Genomic DNA, 22,993 nt, shown 5'->3' on the forward strand with positions numbered 1-22,993 from the left:
GAAACATGGCCGATATCATCGAACGTATCCTGATTGGCTACGGTTCGGAATCGGGCAAAGCCCAGGCGCTGGCTACGCGTTTGGGCGAGTTACCTTTTCTGCACCCTTACGCCCCCACCCTATTGACCCTCAACGAAATTTCACCGGCAAACCTGGGGAAAGGCGACCTATTGCTTATCGTATCCAGTTCGTTTGGTGACGGGGAGCCGCCCGCCAACGCCGAGCTTTTTTTCGACGCTCTGGCACACACGCCAAACCTCACGCACCTGCGCTACGCCATTTTCGGCTTGGGCGACACGGCGTACCCGCATTTTTGCGGTTTCACGCAATGGCTTGACGCCGGGTTGTCCGAACGCGGCGCGCAGGCCATCGTCAACCGCGTTGATGCCGACATAAACTTCGAGAGCTTTTTCACTACCTGGTCAGCCGTAGTGGAACAGGTGATTGCGGGGGATTGGCAGGCCGGTCGCGATCTGCATCTGCGCGTCACCGCCTATGGCGAGGACAATGCTTTTGCCGCCGGCCTGCTGGAGCGCCGTTCGCTCAGTGCTCGCGCGCCGCATGCCTGGCATCTTCGTCTGGATATCAGCGGCAGCGGCATCGCCTACCGGGCAGGCGATACGCTCTACCTGTTGCCGGAAAACGACGAGGATTTACGGCTTCGTCTGTCAGCCTGGCTCGACCGGCCGGAGGCCGCAGAGGCGCTGCGCCGCCGGGAACTGCGCCAAATAAGCAAAGCGATATTGCGCGAACTGGCGCAGCTTGCCGGCAGCGAAGACCTTAAGGGGATGCTGAAAATCCGCCAGCGCAAAGCGCTGGAAGCCTACCTGTACGGCGCCGATCTGCTGGACGTGCTGCAAGAGTTTTGCACGCCGCAGTCGGTCACTTTGGATGATCTGCTAACGCTGCTCCCTGCCTGCTTACCGCGCGCCTATTCGATCGCTTCGGCTTCGCGAGAAGACAGCCTGGATTTGTGCGTTCGCGAGGTTCGCTACGAGCGTAATGGGCGCACCCGAAACGGCACGGCCACCGGCTGGTTGCTCGATAACCCAGGCCCCTTCCGTGTCTTCTGCCGCGCCAATCCCAACTTCTACCTGCCACACGATCCGCAAACTCCCGTGCTGTTCATCGGCACCGGTACCGGTATCGCCCCGTTGATAGGCTTGCTGCGTGAAATGGCGATCGACGGCGGACAGCGAGAAACCGCCTTAATCTTCGGCGAAAAACGCCGCGACGAAGACTTCCTATACCGCGAAGAGCTTGAGTCACTGTGCAAGAATGGCGTACTGAATCGGCTCATTACCGCGTTTTCCCGCGATGGTGCCGCCAAATACTACGTGCAGCACGCGATCGAAGAACATGCCGATTACGTGAGGGAGCTGTTGCTTAAGGGGGCACACCTCTACCTGTGCGGCAACCGACAGTATCTTGAAACCGCCGTCGCGCAGGCGCTGGAAAAGGCTTGTGCTCCAGGGGACGAAACCGCGACGGACAGCCTGTGGCAAAGGCTGACGCAACAAGGGCGTCTGCATCTGGAGCTGTACTGAGAACGGTTGCGGAGTGCGCCGTTTTTAGGTTGCGCCCTCCGCCAAACTTGACTATCTTGAAGAGGTTAATCACTCCCTGTATTCAGGAATATCCATGACAGAGTTTGCGCACGATACCGATCCTGCGAACACGCCGCTTGCGGCCGTCGTTCTGCTGTGCGCATCCTCAGCCCCACCCGCCGTTTTCTCTGTCGTTACCGCGGTAGCCGCTTACCCACCACACGCCGTGGTTGTGCGTTAAGCCAAACCGAATTTCTCACCTCCAGCTTTCCTTGCTTTGCGCTCAGGCGTAGAACGCCGCGCGTGCTGGAGCTTGTTATTTTCACGACAGGTGAAAACAAAATGCGATTGATTTCTCACTGGGCCAACGCCGGCCTGGCTACGCTATTCGTTCTGCTCTGGAGCAGCGGCGCAATTTTCTCGCGCTGGGGGTTGGAGCATGCTTCCGCCTTCGCTTTTCTCTTCTTTCGTTGCGCCATCGCACTGGCGCTGCTGTTGGCTATCGGCCTGTGGCAACGGCAGTGCTTGCCGGCTCCCGGCACCCGTCTTCGGGTGGCGCTGATCGGTCTGCTGATGATCGGCAGCTATCAGATTTGTTATTTGCTGGCGCTGGAACAGGGCATTACCCCCGGCGTATTGGCGACGCTGCTCGGCGTTCAGCCGATACTCACCCAGTTCATTACCGAACGCCGCTGCTCAGGGTTGCGCGGCTTAGGCCTGCTGCTGGCGATGGCCGGACTGACGCTGGTGGTGTATCAAAGCCTGATGATTGCCCACTTCTCACTGGTCGGTATGCTGTGCGCCTTTATCGCGCTGGGCTGCATGACCGCCGGGACTTTGCTGCAAAAAGGGCTGAGCCAACCGCCGCTGGCGGTATTACCGCTGCAGTATGCGGTTGGGCTGCTGATGTGTTCGCTGGTGCTGCCGTTTGAACCGCTGCGGGTCGATTGGAGCCTGGCATTTGTTCTGCCGCTGCTGTGGATGGCGGTGGTGATTTCGGTGTTGGCCACCTTCCTGCTGTACCGGCTGATTCAGCGCGGCAATCTGGTGCAGGTTACCAGCCTGTTTTATCTGATCCCGGCGGTAACCGCCCTGCTGGACTATCTGCTTCTCGGCCATGCGCTGGCGGCCATCAGCATGCTGGGCATGGCGGCCATTCTGCTCGGGGTGATGCTGGTGTTTCGCCAACCTTAAATAGCAAAAGCCCCTCACGCCAGGCCGGCGTGAGGGGCTAACACTCAATCACTTCAGAACAACCAGGAACCATACCCCCACAGCAGCACCGTAACCCCAAGCAGTAACTCAAGCAGCAGGATGCCGATGGCAAAGGTAGAGCTGGAGAAAATAAAACCTTCTTTACTGTCGATATTCAGGAAGTGAGGTATGCCCAGGTTCAGCAGATAGCCTGAATAACACAGGCCAATCACGCCGACAAACAGACACAACCACACCACGGGATATAACGCCACGATGCCGCTGAGGAACATCGGGGTGGCGACATAACCGGCGAACACCATGCAACGATGCAAGCTGGGACGAACCTCATAACGGCGCGCCATCCAGTGGATCACTTTCCCCATGATAGCTACGCCTGCCAGCATCAGCAGGTAAAACGCGACCGCCGTATAGGAAGCCGTAAACATATCGAGCCGGATGGCGTGCCCTTCGCCGGAAAGCCAGCCCAGTTGGGTGGTACCGATAAACGCGCAGATCACCGGGATCAACGCCAGCAACAGCACGTGGTGGGTGTAAAGGTGCGAGACGCTTTCGTTCTCGCTTTTAATGTGTTCGAACTCGGTGCTTGGATGCGCCAGAAGTCCCCAAACATGATTAACCATGAGACACCTCCTCCATCGCCGTAGGTCGCGATCGGCGAACGAATTTACCCCTCTGACGGATTGCTAACCGTGCGAGGATTGCGGCCACGGGGCTCTCTCCCCTGTACTAATTATAGTCTTTCGCTGAAAAAACGTTCAGAAAGCGCAGACGCGGCGGCAGTTTGTTTTATAATTCCCGCCTGCTTATCCGCCGTGAGGAATGCCATGTCATCCGCCATCAAGATTCGCCAGGTCGGCATCGTCGATGTCGACGCCGGGCAAAATGTCACCGTCGTAGAGCCCTGTAATCTGTACGGCTGCCGACTCGGTGACGGAGTGTTCGTCGGCCCCTTTGTCGAAATCCAAAAAAACGTCAGCATTGGCGCCCGCAGTAAAATCCAGTCTCATAGCTTTATCTGCGAATATGTCACCATCGGCGAGGACTGTTTTATCGGCCACAACGTGACCTTCGCCAACGATCTGTTCAAAGATGGCGCCCCCAATGCCGATCCGGCAAGCTGGGGCCGCACGCGGATTGGCGACGGCGTCTCCATCGGGTCCGGCGCCACGGTACTGGCGGTGGAAATCTGCAGCGGAGTGGTGATCGGCGCCGGTGCGGTGGTCACCAAAAACATCACCCGCAAGGGGATTTACGCCGGCAATCCAGCCCGCCTGCTAAGAGAACTGACCCCATGAGCGAAGCGATTCAAATTACCCCGGTGACCCAGTTGCCCGACGGATACTTGACCGGCTGCGACTTCAGCTTTCAGATTGCCCACTACGCCCAACCTATTTTCAACGCGCCGATTGACAGCTGGCCGCTGCTGCCGGTGACGCCGTTTCGCAAGCACTACCCACTGGCACCGTTCGTCAATGATGAAAGCGAAACCTTTCTGGCACGTCATCGCGGGGAGGCGGTCGGCCATATCACGTTGAGCAATAACTGGAATGGCTATGCGCTCATCGAGGAGATTGTCGTCAGTGCTCATGTGCGCCGACTCGGCGTCGCCACGGCGCTGCTGGAGAGCGCACGACTCTGGGCGCATCGTCACGAAACCGCCGGGCTGATGCTGGAAACGCAAAACACCAATTTGCCTGCCTGCCGCTGCTACCAGCGCTTTGGGTTTATCCTCGGCGGCATCGATCATCTGCTGTATCGTGCTCAACCTGATATTCCCGATCACGAAATTGCCCTGTTCTGGTATTTGCCGTTTAACAGCGAAATCGGGTATTAAGCGATCGCCGAACGTTGAGGCTATGTTTAAACATTAACCATCCTGGCCATGGTGAGAACTGTTATCATTTCTACGATCACAAGCCGAACCATTGGAGGGTAAAATGTACAAGGTAGTTTCAATGATATTGGCTATTGCGCTTAGCGGTTGTGCAGATAAAATTCCGGTCGGGCAAACACCTGAACCCATCACTACCCCACCTGCAGATCTCAAGGCCAGCATGGACAACGACACGTTAAACAAACTCAATGAGCTTCTCGCCCTGCGCGCCAAGGCAACGCCCGAGCAACGGCAGGATAACGGCCGCATGATCGACCTGCTGTCGCGACCTTTCCTCGGTACGCCCTACGTCGCCAACCGGCTGATTGGCTCGCAGACTACGCCGGAAGAACTGGTGATCGACTTCCGCGGTCTGGATTGCTTCACCTACATCGATTATGTCGATGCGCTGCGCCAGGCCAACAGCCAGGCTGACTTTGTACAGCGGCTGATTCAAATCCGCTATGCCAATGGCGATATCAGCTTCCTGAAGCGTAAACACTTCTTCACCGACTGGTCGCATCAGGCCAAAACCAACGTAACGGACATTACAGCCACGCTCAGCCCGCATACCGTGACGCTGGTGAAAAACCTCAATCAAAAATCAGACGGCAGCAGCTATCTGCCAGGGCTGAAAAACGTTCGACGCAGCATTACCTACCTGCCCAGCGAGGCGATTGACGACAAGGTTCTGGCCCGGTTGCACACCGGTGATTACATCGGTATTTATACCAACCTGGCCGGTCTGGACGTCACCCATACCGGTATCTATATCATGACCGAAAACGGCCCAGTATTGCGTAATGCCTCGTCGCGTAAAGAGAATATGCAGGTGGTGGACTCGCCGTTTATGGAGTACGTCCAGGCTACGCCAGGCATCGTGGTGCTGCGCGCCAAATAACATTCCCCTCCCCCTTCAGGCTTTGCGCTTGCCGCTAACGGCGTAGCGTTTTGCAAGAGGGGGATTTAAAACTTCCCGTTATGAGCTATAAGCGTTTGTGCTGAGCAAGCGTTTGACTTCCCCGCAGGTTCAGGCTTAGCTAGCAGCACAAAACCAACTGATTTCATTGTTTTTTTCAGGGAGCACTCGATGACCAAAAGCTGGCGTTATACCCCTCTGCTGGCGGCGTTTGCCGCGGTGCTGGCACTGCAGGGCTGTGAACAGAAAACCGATCGGGATCACATCAAGGTAGGGGTCATCAACGGCGCGGAACAGGACGTGGCAGAAGTCGCCAAGCAGGTGGCGAAAGAGAAGTACGGCCTGGATGTTGAACTGGTCGGTTTCAGCGGTTCATTGCTGCCCAATGACGCCACCGACAAAGGTGAACTGGATGCCAACGTTTTCCAACACCGGCCATTCCTCGAACAACAGAATAAAGATCACGGCTACAAACTGGTGGCGGTAGGCAATACCTTTGTGTTCCCGATGGCCGGCTATTCGAAAAAAATCAAATCGCTGAAAGAGCTGCAGGACGGCGCGGTTATCGCTATTCCGCTGGATCCCACCAACCTCGGCCGTGCGCTGCTGCTGCTGGAAAAAACTGGCCTGATTAAGCTGAAACCGGGCAAGGGGCTATTGCCGACCTCACTGGATATCAGCGCCAACCCGCATAACTACAAGATTATGGAGCTGGAAGGCGCACAGCTGCCACAGCTGCTGGATGATCCGAAAGTCACCGTGGCAATCATCAGCACCACCTACATTAATCAAACTGGCCTGACGCCAACCAAAGACGGCATTTTCATCGAAGACAAGGATTCGCCGTACACCAACATCATCGTGACGCGTGAAGACAACAAGGACGCGCCGAACGTACAAAACTTCATCAAAGCCTACGAGTCGGATGAAGTGGCCAAAGCCGCCGAAAAGATCTTTAACGGCGGAGCGGTCAAAGGCTGGTAAAACAGCGCTCCACTGGCGAGCACCTGTGCAGGTGCTCGCACTTTTAATCTCTCCCCAGGTTCAGTCCCCGACCATCGCCGCGCTCGGTCCGGCAGCCAGTCAAAACCATTCCGCAGCTCATTACAGCCCCGAACGCCAGCCTCACCGCATCGGGTAAACCATCGGCCGCGCAACACCCAACATTCACTGCGTTCATCCCCGTTTACAGCCACATTTGCGGGGCGACGGCCAAAAATTGCTTTGGCAAAAGTGTCGACTACAATTCAATCGAAATACCTCCCTACAAAGTCATCATTCAATAATATTAGAGGTGATTATGTTACAGAAACACGAAAACGTAATAAGTATGACTACGCTTAGCCGTCAGGCCACCCAACAATTAACGCCGTCGTTTTCTGCATTGCCCCATACACAACACGCTGACGGAAAATACCGCTTACGGCGCTATTCGGTAGTCAAACATCTCAATGGCCATGTGGTAGAGGTTGGCCAACGCAATTTCGTGCAGTCCGATGAGATCAATCACTTCCAGGGCAACGTGGTACGCCATTTTGAACCCATTGATAGCGACGTGTTGCAAAGCGCCGGCATGGATGAAATGTGTAATCTATTCGCGGAAAGTAATGATTTACCCGAAGGCGCGGAGATAGAAATTCACCAGATGCGCGTGGTCGCCATTCATAATGAAACGCAGGTCGCGCCGGAAGGGATCCATCAGGATGGTTTTGATCATATCGCGATGATTGCTATTCATCGGCAGAATATTGTCGGCGGCGAAATCATGTTATACGCCGATAATCACCAGCCTCCCTTCTTTAAAAAAGCGCTGGCGGACGGCGAAGCCGTTTTACTGGCGGACAGCAAGTTATGGCATAACGCCACGCCGATCAGCGCCATTGTCCCGGAAGAAGAAGGACACCTGGATATCTTTGTCCTGACTGCCCGCGGAGAAAAAGCATGACCTTTACGCCCGAACTCGCCAGAGCCCAGTTTAGCGCGCTGACCCAGCATTATAACGATCAACCGGTGATCTTCTTCGATGGCCCTGGTGGGTCTCAGGTTTCACGAGGCGTACTGGAAAAAATGACTGACTACCTGGGGAAATATAACGCCAATCTGGGCGGGCACTATTTTTCCAGCCACGTGACCGGCGAAGTGATGAATAATGCCAGGGAGTCGGTGCGCGCCTTATTAAACGCGCCGACGCCCGATAACATCATTTTTGGCATGAATATGACCTCGCTGACATTCCATCTCAGCCGAATCATTAGCCGTCACTGGCAGGCCGGCGATGAGATTATCGTCACCGAACTGGATCACTACGCCAATGTCTCCAGTTGGCAACAGGCGGCAAACGATAAACAAGTCACCGTGCATCAAATCCCCCTGCAACAAGCAGACTGTTCTTTGGATGTTGCCCGACTGTGCGAACAGATCACCGCTAAAACCCGTCTGGTGGCAGTGACCTACGCGTCCAACGTGACCGGCAGCATCGTCGATATTAAAACCATCACCGAAGCCGCTCACCGGGTCGGCGCTCAGGTTTATGTCGATGCCGTGCACTATGCCCCACACAATCTGATCGATGTGCAGGCATTGGGCTGTGATTTTTTAGTGTGCTCCGCCTATAAATTCTTTGGTCCGCACATCGGCATGGCCTATATCGCGCCGCAGTGGTTACAGCGGCTGCAACCCTATAAAGTCGAACCGGCTACCGACGTGGGGCCAGGACGTTTTGAGACGGGTACTCAGAGTTTTGAAGGGCTGACAGGAGTCACGGCAGCCGTTGACTACCTGGCGCAATGGGGAACGCCCGGTGCGTCCTTAAGGCAGCGGTTGCAGGAAAGTTTTGCCGACTACCATCGCCATGAAGAGAACCTGTGCCGCTATTTTTTGCAGCGCTTACAGCAAATAGACGATGTGCAACTGTACGGTTCCCCTCAGGCGGATTGCCAACGCCGCACGCCCACCTTTGCACTGACCTTTAAGCGACATGCCCCCGAACAGGTTGCGCGCCGATTAGGCCGGCACAATATCTGCGTCGGCAGCGGGCACTTCTATGCGCAAGGCTTAATCCAACGGCTGAACCTGCAAGACAGCGGCGGCGTATTGCGCATTGGAATGATGCATTACAACACCCTGCAGGAAATCGACACGCTGTTTGAGCTGCTCGTCAGCGAAAGGTAGCAGCACATAGATCCACAAAGCCCAGCCCCCTGGCTGGGCTCATACGGCTGACACCCCTGCATATGGGTTAAGTCGGTAAGGGGCGAACATGTTCACCCGATTTAATCTGTTGATTATGTAATAGGGCGCAGCATGCAGTGCCCCTACTACGAAACAACAGAGCACTTCGCCAGTATTCCCTAAGGCAAACGCCCTCCTCCGTTGCCAAAAATATCCTTAACTCCGCTATTGACCCTCACGCTACGTCAGGTTTTAGTATCCCGGAACGCACAAGGGAGGAGCACACCGATGTTATTGAAAGTGGGCGAACTGGCCCGCCGTTCCGGCATTACCGTCCGGACGCTGCATTATTACGACAGCATTGGCTTGCTGGTTCCTTCTGCGCGTTCCGACGCCGGGTATCGCTTATACAACCGGGCTGACATCACTCGCTTGCACCACATTCAGGCATTACGCCGAATGGGCGTCTCGTTGGCAGAGGTCGGGGCAATTTTGGCGCGTTCGGGGATGGCGCTCACTTCGGTGATAGAACAGCAAATCGTCATGCTGGAGCGGCAGTTGGAACAGACCGCCGCGCTGCGCGATCGTCTGCAGCATATGCATGCTCAGCTCACCGCCGGAGACGAACCGGAACTGAACGACTGGCTGACTACGTTGGAGTTAATGACCATGTACGATAAATATTTTACCGCAGACGAACTGGCCCAATTGCCTTTCTATCAGGCCGACCCGAGCCGCAATCAGGAGTGGGCTGAGTTGGTCAGCAGCATGCGCCAGTTGATCGATGGCGGCGTTGAACCTCAAGCGTTGCAGGCCCAGGCGTTGGCGCGTCGTTGGATGCTGATGCTGGAACGCGATACGGCGCGTAATCCGGCGTTTCTCACCCGACTCAACGCCATGCATGCCGATGAGCCCGCGATACGCGAACAAACCGGCATTACCCCGGCTATGACCGACTATGTGACCCGTGCATTCGCCGAAACCAAGCTGTCAATCTACCAAAAATACCTGTCGGCGGAAGAATACGCCCATGTGCGCCAGCACTACTTTACCCGCCTGCAGGAATGGCCGGCACTGATCGCCCAGTTCCATCAGGCGCTGAATGAGGGCATACCGCCAGAGTCAGCGCGGGCAAAACAGCTGGCAGCCCAATGGCTTGAACTGTTCCAGTCCTACGCCGGTCCCCACCCGGCCACCCAGATGAAAATCCGCCAGGCCATGGAGCAGGAACCGACGCTGACGGAAGGCACCTGGCTGACCCCGCCGCTATTACGCTACCTGCAGCAGGCGGTGGCGCACTTCATGCGCGGCTAGCCCGGTTTTTTCCCCGTCCGAATGCTGCTCGCAGCGGCTCCCGGCGCATGGCGAAGATCGTCATGCGCCATTTTTTCGTTTCGCGGATGGGTATAACTTTTTTTTATCTTCAGCATAAGAAAGCCCAATTTTCCTTGTCGCCAGGCGCGGCGCATAATGCGCTTATCTTCTGATTTCCAAGGTAAACATGAATCACTATGCCCCACACCGCTCCGCTGATCCTCACCGACGCTACGCCGGACGACATAGCCGCCATCCAACAGATTTACGCCCATCACGTGTTATTCGGCGCCGCTTCGTTTGAAGAAACGCCCCCCACGCAGGAAGAAATGCGGCAGCGGCTGGGCAAAGTGCAAGAGGCAGGGCTGCCCTGGCTGGTGGCCAAGCGGGATCATCTCGTCGTGGGCTACTGTTACGCCACGCCTTATCGACCGCGTCCAGCCTATCGATTCACCGTGGAAGAATCGGTATATATCGCCGAAGGGCAACAGGGTCAGGGCATCGGCAAAGCGTTACTGATCGAGCTGATTGCCCGCTGCGAACGGGGGCCGTGGCGCCAAATGTTGGCTGTCGTCGGCAATGCCGGGGAAAACCATGGCTCGCTGGCCTTGCATCAAAAATTGGGGTTTGGCAGCGTGGGGACGCTAAAGGCGGTAGGGTTTAAATTGGGTAAGTGGCGCGACACCCATATCATGCAGCGTGCGTTAGGCGCAGGTGGCGACAATCCCCCCTGATGGGCTTGCAGCGAGCAATTTGCGAATTATCGACTACAGTAAATAATGATTTCATCAGGTTAGCGAAAACTCGCGCCGTCATTCAAATCAATTGGGAGAGACGAATGAAAATCATTCTGTGGATTGTCGCTATTATCTTTATCGTTGGCCTGCTCACCATCACCGGCGTGTTCAAGCTGATCTTTTAAATGACCCCGCGCCGAGAGGCGCGGGATTAGCTTAGGCCTTTAAACGTCCCCGGATCGCCCCCAGAGCCGAAACCACCAGTAGGACTACGCCGCCGGCAACCAGACCAAACACCACGTTGAGCAAGGCGGGAATCACGCCCTGCAGGATCTGACCGAAGGTAGGCACCACGGTGGCGTACGACGCCCAGTCCTCAAACAAATGATGCACCGGCGGCAAGCCATGGGTCAGGATACCGCCCCCGACCATAAACATGGCGATGGTGCCGACTACCGACAGGGTCTTCATCAGATAAGGTGCCGCACTGACAATACCGCTGCCGATTGAGCGGGCCAACGCACTGCTTTTACGGCTCAGATACAACCCCAGGTCGTCGAGTTTGACGATACCGGCCACGATGCCGTAAACCCCCACCGTCATCACAATCGCGATACCGCACAGCACAATCACCTGCTGGCTGAAGGTCGCCCCGGCCACGGTGCCCAGAGTAATGGCAATAATTTCGGCCGACAGCACAAAATCGGTGCGGATAGCCCCTTTCACCTTGCGTTGTTCATAGGCCGCCACGTCTTCATTGGCGTTCAGCGCCTCTTTATTCTCTTCCCCATCCTGTTTTTTGTGGGTCAGGCTGTGGAACACCTTCTCGAACCCTTCGTAACACAGGTAAGCCCCACCCACCATCAGCAGCGGCGTGATCGCCCAAGGGGCAAATGCGCTGATCAGCAACGCCAACGGCACCAGAATCGCCTTGTTGATAAACGAGCCCTTGGCCACGCTCCACACCACCGGCAGCTCGCGATCGGCCTTTACGCCGGTGACCTGCTGTGCGTTAAGTGCCAGATCGTCTCCCAATACCCCGGCGGTTTTTTTCGCCGCCATCTTGGTCATCAGCGAGACGTCGTCCAGCAGTGAGGCAATATCGTCGATTAAAGTCAGTAAGCTACTTCCAGCCAAAGTGGTTCATCCTTTTCATATTCACGAGTCACGATCTCTTCGTCGAGATTCATACTACAACATTAATGATTGTCGATTTGCTAATGAATATTTTAGTGGAGAAATAACGATTGGGAGGAGAGGCGGGGGATAAACAGGAAGTATTGCTGGATGATTGCCCAGGTGGTTGCAGCAAATCATCCAGTGGGTGAAAGCGTATAGCCGTGCCGGTCATCAGGTTAACGCCCCCTAAGAAGCGGCGGTAACCGTTAAAAAAGATCACCCCGCATTCAGGCTGCTCTGGTTATTTTTCAAGGCCTCCAGCGCGCACTGCTGGTCAAGATCCCCGCCCGGTGCCCCACCAATGCCAATGGCACCGATGACCAGGTCCCCAGATTTCACCGGTACGCCACCTGCCAGCAACAGGAAGCCCGGGATATCGCGCAGGTTTGCCGCCCCTGGATTAGCCTGAGCATTCTTCATCACGTTTTCCGTCGGGTTTTTGGTGCTGAGGGCGGTAAACGCCTTCATGCGGCTGGCTTCGATCGTATGCGGACCGGCGTTATCCATTTTCTTGATGACAAGCGGGGTACCGGCGCGATCGACCAACGTGACGGCGACGTTATAGTTTTTCGCACTGCAGGCCTGAATAGCGCTCTGAGCCAGTTTATCGGCCAGGTCGAGGGAAAGGTTTTTTTCACTGAGAACGCCACCGGCCATGCTGGCGAACGACGTCACGCTGCTGAGTAAAATGATGCTTGAAATGATGATTTTCATACTGGCTTGCTCCTTGCTTGTCCCTTGTGGATATCAGGGATAGTAAAAGGTGCAGCCGCAGCACACTATTGGCGTGATTACCTACGCGATTAAGTAATTTTACCTAGAATGCCCTTGGGACGGGACTTGCGCCCCATTTTCATCAATAACAAAGCGTTGTTACATTTTTTTCAGCAGCGCCAGCTCGCCATATTCGTTCATCAGTTTGGGCAAAGAGTTGACGTCCAGCTTGGCGAAGATATTGGCTCGGTGGGCCTCCACGGTGCGCGGCGACAGTGCAAAAACGCGAGCGATCTCCTTGCTCGAATTCCCCTGCATAATGTGCTCAAAAATATCCTGTTCGCGGGCAGTCAACGTAGCCAGCCGGTGTTGCATCAGGCGTATTTTTTGTTGCCGCTCCTGCAAGTTCTGCTGCTGTTCCAATGCGCTGCCGACCACTTCGAACAGTAAATCGGCGTCGATCGGTTTGGTCAGGAATTCGAAGGCGCCGTTTTTGAAGGCCCGGCGGCATAAATCAATGTTCGCGTGCCCGGTCATGATGATCACCGGGATCGCCAACCCTTGCCGTTGCCATTCCTCCAACAGCGTCAGCCCGGTTTTGCCCGGCATCCTGATATCCAGCAGCAGACAGCCGGTTAAACCATGCAGCTCACCGACGCCTTGCTGAAACGCCAGCGCACTGCTGTAAGTACGGGTTTGCCAACCGACGGTACCCAGCAAGGCGCTAAGCGAGGAGAGAATGGCCGGTTCGTCGTCAATAAGGTAAATGGTTTGGTTCATCATCTCTCCTCAGGGTGTATCGGTAACCAGAGTCGGAAGCAGGCCCCTTGCCCGACAATATTCGTCGCTTCGATGGTGCCGTTAAGACGTTGGATCAGCGTATCCGTCAAGGCCATTCCCAATCCTATGCCCTGGGCGCGCGTGGTGAAAAACGGCATAAAGACATGCTGTAGAGCCTGTTCCGATAGCCCTGGGCCACCGTCAGTCAGGGTTAAAGCAATCCCCTCGTCGGTGGCCGTGGCTGCCAGGTTGATCCAGGCCGTCCCGACAGCATTATTTTCTTGCGCCTGAATCGCATTGCTGGCGATGTTGTGCAGAATTTGCTCTATCCACAGCGGCGGAGCAAACAGCCTGGGCAAATTGTCAGGAACGCTGCTGTTAATTTTGACTTTATTGCCCCGAATTTCATTGTCCAACAGCGTCCTCACCCGGGCCCAGAGTGCGCCCAGCGCGACGGGTTGATAATCGACTCGCTCACTGGTCAGCTTCTGACGAAATTGCTGCAGCAATGCGTCGGTGCGCTTGATCTGAACCACGGCGGCCTCAAGCAACTGCGGCAGTTGTTCGGTGTGCTGTTGCCGAACCAGACGCAAGGCCGTTTGGTTGTAACTCAAAATCGCGGTGAGGGGCTGGTTAAGTTCATGCACGATACCGGCGGTCAGTTCGCCCAGGGTATTGAGCCGTGTGATCTCGGCGTAATGGGCACGCAGATCGGCGATATCTCGCCGCCGACGGTTGGTTCGATATTGGTTAATCAAGTAAAGCACCAGTCCCCAGAACAATGCAGGGGACAGGATCAGGGGCCAGGGCAGCGTAGCCCAGTTCGGATCGTCACCGGCGGCCAGCACAAAAGGCTGCGAATGGCTGGCTATCACCTTTTCCCATTGCCAATAGTAGGAAGCCTGCGCCGCCCCGCGCTCAAATAAGGTCTGACCGTTCCAACGCACCACCAGGTGCCGGAAGCCGTTTTCTCCCACCAATTCGTTCATCAATTGGTTCAGATCGATCAACAACGACTGGTTACCGGCATTGAGCCAGTAGCGCCCATTTTGTTCCACGACGATGAGCCGTCGCGGTTCAATACCAGGATGAGAACGCCAATGGATGATTTGCGGAAAGATCCTCTGCACTTCCCGGCTGTATTGGCTGGCCGGCAATAGCGGAATGATGGCGTCGTGCTGTGAAAGCTTCACCGTCACGTCGCGATAAAGTATACGAAAATCAGCGCTTTTCTCTTCGTACTGCTGCTGCAAAAAATAGGCTGTCAGCCCGCCGCTGGAGAGCAGAGCCAACGCTAACCAGCCCATTATCTTGAACATACCCATCCATCCCTGCGCAAATTTTCTGAACGCTTAAATACCATAAAAGAGCGGGTGCGGGTATCTCAGCCGGCATCACCGGCAGGCACGTTCAGTTGCCAGGACAGGCCAAAGCGGTCGTTCAACCACCCGAAGCGCGCGCTGAAACCATAATCATCAATCGGCATAAGCACCTCGCCGCCCTCTGCCAAGCGGGCGAAAATCCTTTCAAGCTCCGCCTCGGTGGCTAAGTTCACATGAAGCGAGACCGCCGGGGTAAAGCTGAAGTCATGGCTGACCGGGCTGTCAATAAACACCAGATTATGCCGATCAAAATCGATGGTAGCCTGCTTGATCCGTCGCGGCCCGCCATCGCGCTCATCAAAATGCAGCAGTTGCTGAACCTGGAAACCGGCAAACAGTTCGCTATAAAGATCTATCGCCTGTTGGGCCTGGCCCTGAAACATGACAAAGGTAGAAACGTGGCTCATGGGATGCTGCCCTCGCGTGCAATATGGTATTAATTGATGATAGCGGATGGGTACGCCTTCACGGCGATTGAAAGGAGGAAATATGACCGTCATCCACCGTCAGGCCCAATTGAGCGATCTTGCCGGCCTGCAGGCGCTGTACAGAGAGTTACGCCCGCAGGATCAGCCGCTGCGCCCGGATAATGCCCAGCGTACTTTGCAACGCCTGCTGGACAACCCGGCGATTCGTCTGGTGGTCAGCGTGGTCGATGACCAACCGGTGGCGACCTGCATGCTGGCGATGGTGCCGGGGCTGGTGCATCAGGGGCAACCCTTCGGCATCATTGAGCACGTGGTCACTGCTCAGGCGTATCGCGGACAAGGTATTGCTTTAGCGATGCTTGAATACGCATTGCAACTGGCATGGCGGAAAGGTTGCTACAAAGTGATGCTGCTCTCCGGTCAACAGCGCACCGGGGCACATCAGCTGTATCTGCGCGCCGGGTTCGACGGCGATCGGGAGCGGGGTTTTGTGATCCGGCGTCCTGAGGGACGGTAACGGCCTGCGAACAGCTCCGCAGGCCACAGCATCGATTATTCGGTTTCGTTCTTCGCCAGACGGGCGTCTTTCTGACGACGGTAGTCACGGGCAGCGGCAGGGATTGGCGTCACCTTACCGGTTTCGATCCAACTGCGCAGGCGGTTGGCATCGGCGAAGTGGGTATACTTGCCAAAGGCGTCCAGCACCACCAGCGACACGGAATGACTGCCGATCATGGTGCGCATCGCCAGGCAGTGTCCCGCTTCGTTAGTGAAGCCGGTTTTGGTCAACTGGATGTTCCATTTCGGGTTGTATACCAGATGATTGGTATTGCGGAACGGCAGCGTATAGTTCGGATCCTTGAAGCTCGCCATGCGTTCGGTGGTGGTGCTGAGCTGGCCAATCAGCGGATATTGCTTGGTGGCGATCAACAGTTTGGTCAGGTCGCGTGCGGTAGAGACGTTTTTGATCGACAGCCCGGTCGGTTCCACATAACGCGTGTTGGTCATGCCCAGCGCCCTGGCTTTGGCGTTCATCGCTTTGATAAATGCACCGTACCCACCTGGATAATGATGCGCCAGACTGGCGGCAGCGCGGTTTTCCGACGACATCAGCGCCAACAGCAGCATATCTTTACGGCTGATCTCACTGTTCAGCCGTACGCGCGAATAGACCCCTTTCATCTCCGGCGTCTGGTGAATATCTACCGACAGCATTTCATCCAGCGGCAGATGGGCGTCCAGCGTCACCATTGCCGTCATCAGCTTGGTGATGGAGGCGATCGGCACCACTTCATCCGGGTTGCGGGCATACATCACCTTGTGGGTCTGCATATCCACCACCATGGCGCTGCCGGAAGCCAGCTCAGGCTGGGCGGCCCGGGTGACGGCGTTATTTTCGCTGGCCAGCGCGCGCGGCGCGAAGCCTGCCCCTGCCTGCAAAGCGAGCAGGGCTAGTACCAAAACACGTTTTTTCACATGCATTACTCTGTCACTGAAGAAGATGAAGGTCTTATTTGGCCGAATTATATGTGAGGGATCTTCCGTTGGCACTGGGATTATGTCAGCCGATTTGTGACAAATTCTGTCGGAGAGATAATTGCGCAAACCGCGAGCGCTCTGGGATGAACGCCCGCGTTGAAAAAGTTACAGTGCCGGTTGCCAAGCCGACTGCGGCAACAGGTACAACCCAGGGGCCTGGCGTGCGCCGTCCCCGACGATATGGCCAATGCCTGCCGCCATCACCGCCAGCGTCACATCGAAGGCGTTAAGACTGTCGCCGTAGCCCGCCGTCAGGTTGAACATTGAACCGTTGGCCAACAAGTACAACTGCTTGTCGCCAAGTTGGTAGGCATTCACAAACGGCATAGGCTCGCTGTGCGGCAGGTTCTGCAGGAAACCGACGTCAATTTCCGCCGTTACATGGCCGACGTTGAGGATGAACACCCCGTCTTTCGCCTGCTGCAGATGCTGCGCTGACAGCACGTTTTTTGCCCCGGTTGCCGTGGCAATTACATCGGCCTGGCCGACCGCACTGGCCAAATCAACGACCGCCCAGCCGTCATAACGCGCCTGCAGCGCACGCGCCGGATCGATTTCCGCCACGATCACCTGGCCGCCGTAAGCTTTCGCCGCGGCCGCAACGCCCTGCCCAACCAAACCATAGCCAATCACCAGCACGCATTTCTCATGCAGCGTCAAATGGGTGGTTTGGAAGAAGGTGTGCCAGGCGGTCAAGCCGACCATGTGACGGTTATGCAGCCCTTCTTTTACCGGCAAATCGTCCCAGTTAAAAATAGGATAGCGCGGTGCCATACCGTTCAGTCGACTGATGCCGGAACCTGTCGCTTCCAGCCCGGCGATAATCTGCGGGCCGTCGGCAGACTGGTGCAGGCGGGTAGTCAGATCCGCCCCCATTTCGCACAGGTGGGTAGGCCCCCAGGCCAGAGCGCGGTCAAACGATGCCGACCAATCGGCGTCGCTCATGTCGCGCCAGGCGTGAGCCTGTGCCCCACGGCGTTCCAGCCAGGCGACCACGTCATCCTGCACCGTGGTCGGGTTGCAGGTGGTCAGATAGATGGCAGCGCCCTTATCCAACAGACCCGCCACCAGCGGGGCCATTTTCAGATCCAGGTGCATATTGCACGCCAGACGCACGCCGCTTAAATCCGGCAGTGCAGCAACGGCCGCCCGGGTACGCGGCATGTGGCGCATCGCCCAGTTCAGCTCACTTTCAAAATCCTGATACATCTGTCGCTCCTCTACTGCGCCGCGCCACCGGGGCACGGCAGAATGATTTAACCGCTGCGGCTCAGGCGCTTTATCGCCTGTGGCGACAGGCCAAACAGACGGATGAAGGCCCGCCGCATACGCTCCGGGTCACTGAACCCGACGGCGCGGGCGATGCTCTCCAGCGCTTCGTGACCTTCTTCAATCCTGACCCTGGCGGCCTCGACTCGCAATTGTTCAATCACCTTGGCCGGCGTCTGGCCGGTTTCGGCGCGGAACAAGCGGCCAAACTGCCGCTCGCTCAGACAGGCCGCGTCCGCCAGATCGCCCACCGTCAGCGGATGATGGAGGTGTTCGCGAGCATAAGAGAGCGCGTTGCGAATGCGATCTGAAGACGGGTTGAGTTCCAGCAGCAAGGAATACTGCGACTGCCCGCCCGGACGCCGGTGATACACCACCAGTTGCCGCGCCACGCTGGCCGCCAATGCGCTGCCGAGATCTTCCTCGACCATCGCCAGCGCCAAATCGATACCGGCAGTGATGCCCGCCGAAGTCCAGATCGCACCGTCGCGGATATAAATACGATTGCTGTCGACGCGGATACGCGGATAACTCTGTTGCAGCCGTGCGGCATGGTACCAATGAGTAGTCGCGCGCTTGCCGTCCAGCAACCCGGCAGCCGCCAGTATAAATGCGCCGGTGCACACGCTGGCCATGCGCCGTGCCTGCCGGCTTTGCCGGTGCAGAAACGCCAATAGCCCCGCCGACTGGGTGGCGACGACGTTGCCGCTGCCTCCGGCAATCAATAGCGTATCAAGGCGATGTTCGCCAAACGGCTGAGTGAGCACTTCCACACCCGAAGAGCTCACCACGCTGCCGCCCCGCTCCGAGAGCGGCAGACACCGGTAGGACTGGGTCGCCGTAAACTGGTTGGCATTATCAAAGGCCGCCAGTGGCCCGGCGAAGTCGAGCAGGTTAAAGCCGGGGAAGACCACAAAGCCGATATTTTTCATCATGGCGCTTTTTGAGGGTTATCCGTCATATCAGCCAAAAACAGGGCCGCTATTATGACCCAAAGCAAATGACAAAACTGAGGCGAATATCATGTCTGAACCATTAGTGATTGTTTTTCCGATCTATCAGGGCGTCACCCAGTTGGACTTTACCGGGCCACTGCAGTTCTTGCGACACATGCCGGGGGCCGAAATTGTCGTGGCCTCCGTCGGTGGCGCAGATATCAGCGCCGAAGGATTGCACTTTACCCAGTTGCAGAAGCTGGAAGAAGTCACGCGCTGCGACGTGCTGTGCGTACCGGGCGGCGCCGGCTGCACCCAGGCGCTGGAAAACGACGCCTTCATGAGCCAGATCCGCCGTCTGGGACTTGATGCCCGCTATCTGACCTCCGTGTGTACCGGTTCGCTGATCCTGGCCGCTGCCGGTTTGCTGCAAGGCAAACGCGCCGCCTGTCACTGGAGCATGCGCGAAAGCCTGGCGCTGTTCGGTGCCCTCCCCAGTCATGCCCGGGTAGAGCGTGACGGTAACGTCATCAGCGGCGGCGGCGTGACTGCCGGCATCGATTTCGCGCTGGCATTAATCGCCGAATTGCACGATGAGGAAACCGCGCAAATGATCCAACTGTATCTGGAATATGCGCCGGCACCGCCTTTCCAGGGAGGGACGCCGGAACTGGCGCCGGCGCATGTTCTGGCTCGGGTTCAGGCGCAAATGGCCGACAGTTTGCGGCAACGTCGGGCGTTGGTGGCGCAGATTGCCGCCCGCGGCTAGCGCACAGGGCGTATACTTAACCTTATGTGTTAAAGACATAGGGGATCAGAATGGCGGATTTAGCCCACTACATTACGGACTACGGTTATTGGGCGCTGTTTATCGGCTGTCTGGCCGAAGGCGAAACCATCACGCTGCTGGGCGGCATTGCGGCACATCAGGGACTGTTACATCTGCCCTGGGTTATTGCGGTGGTGGCGTTGGGCGGCACGCTTGGGGATCAACTGCTGTTTTTCCTGGGCCGTCGCTTCGGCGGACGGGTCATTTCACGCATGAAAAGCCAGGAAAAACGCATCGAACGCGCCAGAAAGCTGATCGCACGCCACCCAATGCTGTTCGTGATTGGCGTACGTTTTATGTATGGCTTCCGCATTATCGGCCCGGTTCTGATCGGCGCCAGCAAGCTGCCGCCGTCGCGCTTTGTACCACTGAACATTCTGGGCGCCATCCTGTGGGCGACAATCTTTGTGCTGCTGGGCTATTTTGGTGGCGAGGCGATCGGCCGCTTTATCTCGGGCTTCGACAAAAGACTCACCAGCGTGCTGTTCTGCGCGCTGGTGATCGCCGCCATTCTGCTAGTACGGTTTTGGTGGCGCCGTCGGCATGCCGATTAAGCTTATCGGTTCAGCATCAGTTTCACACCGAGCAAGGCCAACACTCCGCCGCCTACCCGATCGAACCAGGCTTTAAAACGCAGGTAGGCGCGACGCGGACGTGGTGATGACAACACAAAGGCCACGAAGGCATACCAGAGGACGTCAACCGTCAGGGCGATCACCGGCAGAATAATGTACATCAGCGGCGAGATTTTATGGCTGAGCAAGGCGGCAAACACGCTGCCGAACACGATGGCGGTGTTCGGGTTGCTCAACTGGGTCAATAGCCCCGTGGTAAAGGCCTTGCGAAGGCCCAGAGACTGCGCGCCGACGGCCTCCACGTTCAACGGTTGACTCGCCCCACGCAGCATTTTGAACGCCAGGTAGACCAGGTAAGCGCCCCCCAGCACTTTCAGCGTGGAGTACAGCCATGGCAATGCCAACAGCAATGACTGAAGCCCCAACAGAGCCACCAGTGCAAAAATAAAGCAGCCGACGCCCATACCCAGCGCCACTGCCATACCGTCGCGGCGCGACGATGCCACGGCCGTACGCGCCACCAGAATAAAGCTTTGTCCCGGACTCATTGCCCCCAGCGCAATGGCGCCAGTAATGCTCAATACCGATAATGCCGTCTCGCTGATCATGCTTTTTGCTCCTTCGTAAATGCCACGGTTCAAAGTAGCTCAGCGATGAAAACAAAAGCAATACGGCCGCCGGGATTATTCCGCCTGCGACGCGTCGCGCATCAGGGCCACCAGTTCGCGGGCGGCCTTATCCAACGGTCGGCTTTTCAGCCAGACAAGGTGTATCGGCAATCGCAGCTCATTTTTGGTGTTTTTAAATTTCAGCCTGATCAACCGCCCCTGAGCTAACAATGGTGCGGTCAGCGATAGCGGGAAATTGCCCCACCCCAAACCCGCCTCGACCATGTTCAGCGCCATCGGCAGGCTGTCGGTGCGCCAGTAAGATTCCGCCACCCGCGGCCGCAGATCGGCGATCGGCAAATCACGGCTGGCCACCATTATCTGCCGCACGTTGACCAAATCCTCGAGGAACAGCTCATCCGGCGCCTCCTGCAACGCCGGGTGCCGTGGCGAAAGCATGGCAACCAGCGATTCCGCGCCGACGAAGTGAAACTGTTCCTGGCTGTTGATGTTTAGTCCGCCAAATGCCAGGCAAACGTCGACTCGCTCTTGATGCAGCATATGCACCACGTCATCCTGCGGAGCGGTCAGCACTTCAATATTCAGCAGCGGATAGCGCTCTGCCAGCGTGTTGATCGCCGTCAGCAGGCCGCTGCTGTTGATGTCCGAGGCAACGCCAATCGACAAGGTGCTCTCCAGCCCTTGCGACAGTTCGATAGCGTGGTTCTGCAACTGCTTAAGCTGTTCGGCTATCAGTCGCGCATGGGGCGCCAGGGCCAATGCCAACGCGGTCGGCACCGGCTCGCGGTGCGAACGATCAAACAGTTGAAACCCCAGTTCCGCCTCCATATTGGCGATCCCCATACTCACCGCCGAAGGTACGCGGCGCAGCGATCGGGCCGCGGCGGAAAACGAACCGCGATCCAGTACCGCCAGAAATAGCTCAATATTGTCGCTGGAAAAATTCATTGCGCCTTCCTGTCAGTAAAACTGACAGCTCCTGACTTTTTCTATCAATGTAGTTGACGTTATCTTACCCGCCAGACGGCAAAAGGTCACTCGACCACAAAGCCAAGAAATCAGTCAGGAGATGAGTAATGCAAGGCGTTAAACGCAAACTGGTGTATGTCACCGCCTATGAAATTATCGGCATGGCGATCTCAGCGCTCGGGCTGGCGCTGCTTTCCGGCAGCGCCCCCAGCAGCACCGGGCCGCTGGCGGTGATCATTACCACTATCGCCGTCACCTGGAACTTCATCTACAACTCGCTGTTTGAGCTGTGGGAAAGTCGCCAGGCCTCACGCGGCCGTACGCTTAAACGCCGTATTCTGCACGCCGTAGGCTTTCAATTAACGTTAGTGGTTTACCTGATCCCGCTGATTGCCTGGTGGATGGGGATTACGCTGTGGCAGGCGCTGCTGCTGGATATGGCCCTGATAGTGATTATCCCGTGCTACACCTTTGTGTTTAACTGGGTGTTCGACAAGGTATTCGGCCTGCCGACTTCGGCTCTGCCGGCCGGTGAATCCGCCTAAAAATCGGCCAAATCTCTCCCTTTATTATCTCCCGCCTGCGGACAATATCACCACAGGTTGGGAGGTCTTATTATCCCCCTCCTTTCACCTCACCCATTAATAAGAAAAATTCCCTGTAGTTTGCACGGTAATTATTATTATGTGATTTTAATCACTTTTTATTCCTCGATATTTCCGTCTTGATAAAATCAACCATCTTATTGAATAATATATTCTTTTATATATAGAACAAAAAATAAACACACTTGTTCACGATTTATACGCAGGATTTTTTGCCACATTTACTGAGAAAAGGTAGCATGCTTCGCCGTTATTTCGTGGCGGCTTGTATACACAATAAACAGCAGAATGATGCCATGACCTCATTCTCATAACGATTGTCCATAGCAATCGTTTGCTCTGAAGCCAGAGCAGGGTAATTCCATAGACAGGTAAACAGGA

General features: G+C 56.3%; 25 protein-coding genes. 14 read left to right on the top strand and 11 right to left on the bottom strand.

Annotated elements, in window-relative coordinates; translation table 11 throughout:
- Positions 1-5 precede the first annotated feature (5 nt).
- On the top strand, positions 6-1,547 hold the full coding sequence (locus ACMGG1_RS17515; protein ID WP_414160902.1) for a flavodoxin domain-containing protein: 1,542 nt from the start codon (positions 6-8) through the stop codon (positions 1,545-1,547).
- Positions 1,548-1,889: 342 nt separating this feature from the next.
- A complete protein-coding gene (locus ACMGG1_RS17520; RefSeq protein WP_128863959.1) occupies positions 1,890-2,741 on the top strand; it encodes a DMT family transporter in 852 nt (283 codons plus the stop codon).
- Positions 2,742-2,794: 53 nt separating this feature from the next.
- Here ACMGG1_RS17520 and ACMGG1_RS17525 read toward each other — a convergent pair whose 3' ends face one another.
- A complete protein-coding gene (locus tag ACMGG1_RS17525) occupies positions 2,795-3,385 on the bottom strand; it encodes a Yip1 family protein (RefSeq protein ID WP_020825776.1) in 591 nt (196 codons plus the stop codon).
- Between the two features lie 204 nt (positions 3,386-3,589).
- On the opposite strand from ACMGG1_RS17525, the gene ACMGG1_RS17530 reads away from it, so the two are divergent.
- The 8 genes from ACMGG1_RS17530 (at position 3,590) to ACMGG1_RS17565 (ending at position 10,776) form a co-directional block, all read left to right on the top strand.
- Entirely contained in the window at positions 3,590-4,060 is a 471-nt protein-coding gene (locus ACMGG1_RS17530; RefSeq protein ID WP_048761311.1) for an acyltransferase, read from the top strand.
- Positions 4,057-4,599, top strand: coding sequence for a GNAT family N-acetyltransferase (locus ACMGG1_RS17535; protein WP_201895613.1), 543 nt, complete (start codon positions 4,057-4,059; stop codon positions 4,597-4,599). The genes ACMGG1_RS17530 and ACMGG1_RS17535 overlap by 4 nt, the downstream gene beginning before the upstream one ends.
- Positions 4,600-4,702: 103 nt before the next feature.
- Positions 4,703-5,539, top strand: a complete 837-nt coding sequence (locus ACMGG1_RS17540) for a DUF1460 domain-containing protein (RefSeq protein WP_262244515.1) — start codon at positions 4,703-4,705, stop codon at positions 5,537-5,539.
- A gap of 189 nt (positions 5,540-5,728) precedes the next feature.
- Complete coding sequence (locus tag ACMGG1_RS17545) at positions 5,729-6,541, top strand: MetQ/NlpA family lipoprotein (protein ID WP_116690963.1); 813 nt, start codon at positions 5,729-5,731, stop codon at positions 6,539-6,541.
- A gap of 346 nt (positions 6,542-6,887) precedes the next feature.
- Complete coding sequence (locus ACMGG1_RS17550; protein ID WP_104410908.1) at positions 6,888-7,502, top strand: 2OG-Fe dioxygenase family protein; 615 nt, start codon at positions 6,888-6,890, stop codon at positions 7,500-7,502.
- Positions 7,499-8,728, top strand: coding sequence for a cysteine desulfurase-like protein (locus ACMGG1_RS17555; protein ID WP_130015940.1), 1,230 nt, complete (start codon positions 7,499-7,501; stop codon positions 8,726-8,728). Before ACMGG1_RS17550 ends, ACMGG1_RS17555 begins: the two co-directional genes overlap by 4 nt.
- 288 nt (positions 8,729-9,016) lie before the next feature.
- Positions 9,017-10,042 (top strand): MerR family transcriptional regulator, encoded by a 1,026-nt coding sequence (locus tag ACMGG1_RS17560; protein ID WP_020825768.1) that lies wholly within the window; start codon positions 9,017-9,019, stop codon positions 10,040-10,042.
- A gap of 197 nt (positions 10,043-10,239) precedes the next feature.
- Positions 10,240-10,776: a GNAT family N-acetyltransferase gene (locus ACMGG1_RS17565; RefSeq protein WP_261103512.1), complete on the top strand. Its 537-nt coding sequence runs from the start codon at positions 10,240-10,242 to the stop codon at positions 10,774-10,776.
- A 219-nt stretch (positions 10,777-10,995) separates the two neighbouring features.
- Here the strand turns inward: ACMGG1_RS17565 and ACMGG1_RS17570 are convergent, their stop codons facing one another.
- From ACMGG1_RS17570 to ACMGG1_RS17590, 5 genes are all read right to left on the bottom strand, one after another.
- On the bottom strand, positions 10,996-11,916 hold the full coding sequence (locus tag ACMGG1_RS17570) for a DUF808 domain-containing protein (protein WP_046374213.1): 921 nt from the start codon (positions 11,914-11,916) through the stop codon (positions 10,996-10,998).
- A gap of 258 nt (positions 11,917-12,174) precedes the next feature.
- Positions 12,175-12,672 carry a GlcG/HbpS family heme-binding protein gene (locus ACMGG1_RS17575; RefSeq protein ID WP_128863953.1) on the bottom strand — a complete coding sequence of 166 codons (498 nt, stop codon included), beginning with the start codon at positions 12,670-12,672 and terminating at the stop codon, positions 12,175-12,177.
- A 159-nt stretch (positions 12,673-12,831) separates the two neighbouring features.
- A complete protein-coding gene (locus ACMGG1_RS17580) occupies positions 12,832-13,452 on the bottom strand; it encodes a response regulator transcription factor (RefSeq protein ID WP_020825762.1) in 621 nt (206 codons plus the stop codon).
- Positions 13,452-14,771 carry a sensor histidine kinase gene (locus tag ACMGG1_RS17585; protein WP_414160903.1) on the bottom strand — a complete coding sequence of 440 codons (1,320 nt, stop codon included), beginning with the start codon at positions 14,769-14,771 and terminating at the stop codon, positions 13,452-13,454. Before ACMGG1_RS17585 ends, ACMGG1_RS17580 begins: the two co-directional genes overlap by 1 nt.
- Positions 14,772-14,836: 65 nt before the next feature.
- Positions 14,837-15,241 (bottom strand): VOC family protein, encoded by a 405-nt coding sequence (locus tag ACMGG1_RS17590; protein WP_041414313.1) that lies wholly within the window; start codon positions 15,239-15,241, stop codon positions 14,837-14,839.
- An 82-nt stretch (positions 15,242-15,323) separates the two neighbouring features.
- Between ACMGG1_RS17590 and ACMGG1_RS17595 the strand changes: the two genes are divergently transcribed.
- Positions 15,324-15,779 carry a GNAT family N-acetyltransferase gene (locus ACMGG1_RS17595; RefSeq protein WP_046374217.1) on the top strand — a complete coding sequence of 152 codons (456 nt, stop codon included), beginning with the start codon at positions 15,324-15,326 and terminating at the stop codon, positions 15,777-15,779.
- A gap of 35 nt (positions 15,780-15,814) precedes the next feature.
- Here ACMGG1_RS17595 and pbpG read toward each other — a convergent pair whose 3' ends face one another.
- The 3 genes from pbpG to ACMGG1_RS17610 all read right to left on the bottom strand — a co-directional run bounded on the left by pbpG (position 15,815) and on the right by ACMGG1_RS17610 (position 19,002).
- Entirely contained in the window at positions 15,815-16,744 is a 930-nt protein-coding gene (gene pbpG, locus ACMGG1_RS17600) for a D-alanyl-D-alanine endopeptidase (RefSeq protein ID WP_020825758.1), read from the bottom strand.
- A gap of 162 nt (positions 16,745-16,906) precedes the next feature.
- Positions 16,907-18,010: an adenosylhomocysteinase gene (locus tag ACMGG1_RS17605; RefSeq protein ID WP_046374218.1), complete on the bottom strand. Its 1,104-nt coding sequence runs from the start codon at positions 18,008-18,010 to the stop codon at positions 16,907-16,909.
- A 47-nt stretch (positions 18,011-18,057) separates the two neighbouring features.
- Entirely contained in the window at positions 18,058-19,002 is a 945-nt protein-coding gene (locus tag ACMGG1_RS17610) for a GlxA family transcriptional regulator (protein WP_142816438.1), read from the bottom strand.
- A 91-nt stretch (positions 19,003-19,093) separates the two neighbouring features.
- Here ACMGG1_RS17610 and ACMGG1_RS17615 point away from each other — a divergent pair, with 91 nt between their 5' ends.
- A complete protein-coding gene (locus ACMGG1_RS17615; protein WP_104410909.1) occupies positions 19,094-19,774 on the top strand; it encodes a DJ-1/PfpI family protein in 681 nt (226 codons plus the stop codon).
- Positions 19,775-19,824: 50 nt separating this feature from the next.
- Positions 19,825-20,388 (top strand): DedA family protein, encoded by a 564-nt coding sequence (locus tag ACMGG1_RS17620; RefSeq protein ID WP_020825754.1) that lies wholly within the window; start codon positions 19,825-19,827, stop codon positions 20,386-20,388.
- Positions 20,389-20,390: 2 nt separating this feature from the next.
- On the opposite strand, the gene ACMGG1_RS17625 is transcribed toward ACMGG1_RS17620, so the two are convergent.
- Entirely contained in the window at positions 20,391-21,017 is a 627-nt protein-coding gene (locus ACMGG1_RS17625; RefSeq protein ID WP_048761285.1) for a LysE family translocator, read from the bottom strand.
- A gap of 75 nt (positions 21,018-21,092) precedes the next feature.
- Positions 21,093-21,986 carry a LysR family transcriptional regulator gene (locus ACMGG1_RS17630; protein ID WP_261103526.1) on the bottom strand — a complete coding sequence of 298 codons (894 nt, stop codon included), beginning with the start codon at positions 21,984-21,986 and terminating at the stop codon, positions 21,093-21,095.
- Between the two features lie 128 nt (positions 21,987-22,114).
- Here ACMGG1_RS17630 and ACMGG1_RS17635 point away from each other — a divergent pair, with 128 nt between their 5' ends.
- Complete coding sequence (locus ACMGG1_RS17635) at positions 22,115-22,552, top strand: PACE efflux transporter (protein WP_046374221.1); 438 nt, start codon at positions 22,115-22,117, stop codon at positions 22,550-22,552.
- The last annotated feature ends 441 nt before the right edge of the window (positions 22,553-22,993 follow it).

Origin of the sequence: Serratia sp. BNK-12 (genome assembly GCF_047456085.1) — a bacterium.
Taxonomy (GTDB): Bacteria; Pseudomonadota; Gammaproteobacteria; order Enterobacterales; family Enterobacteriaceae; genus Serratia; species Serratia liquefaciens.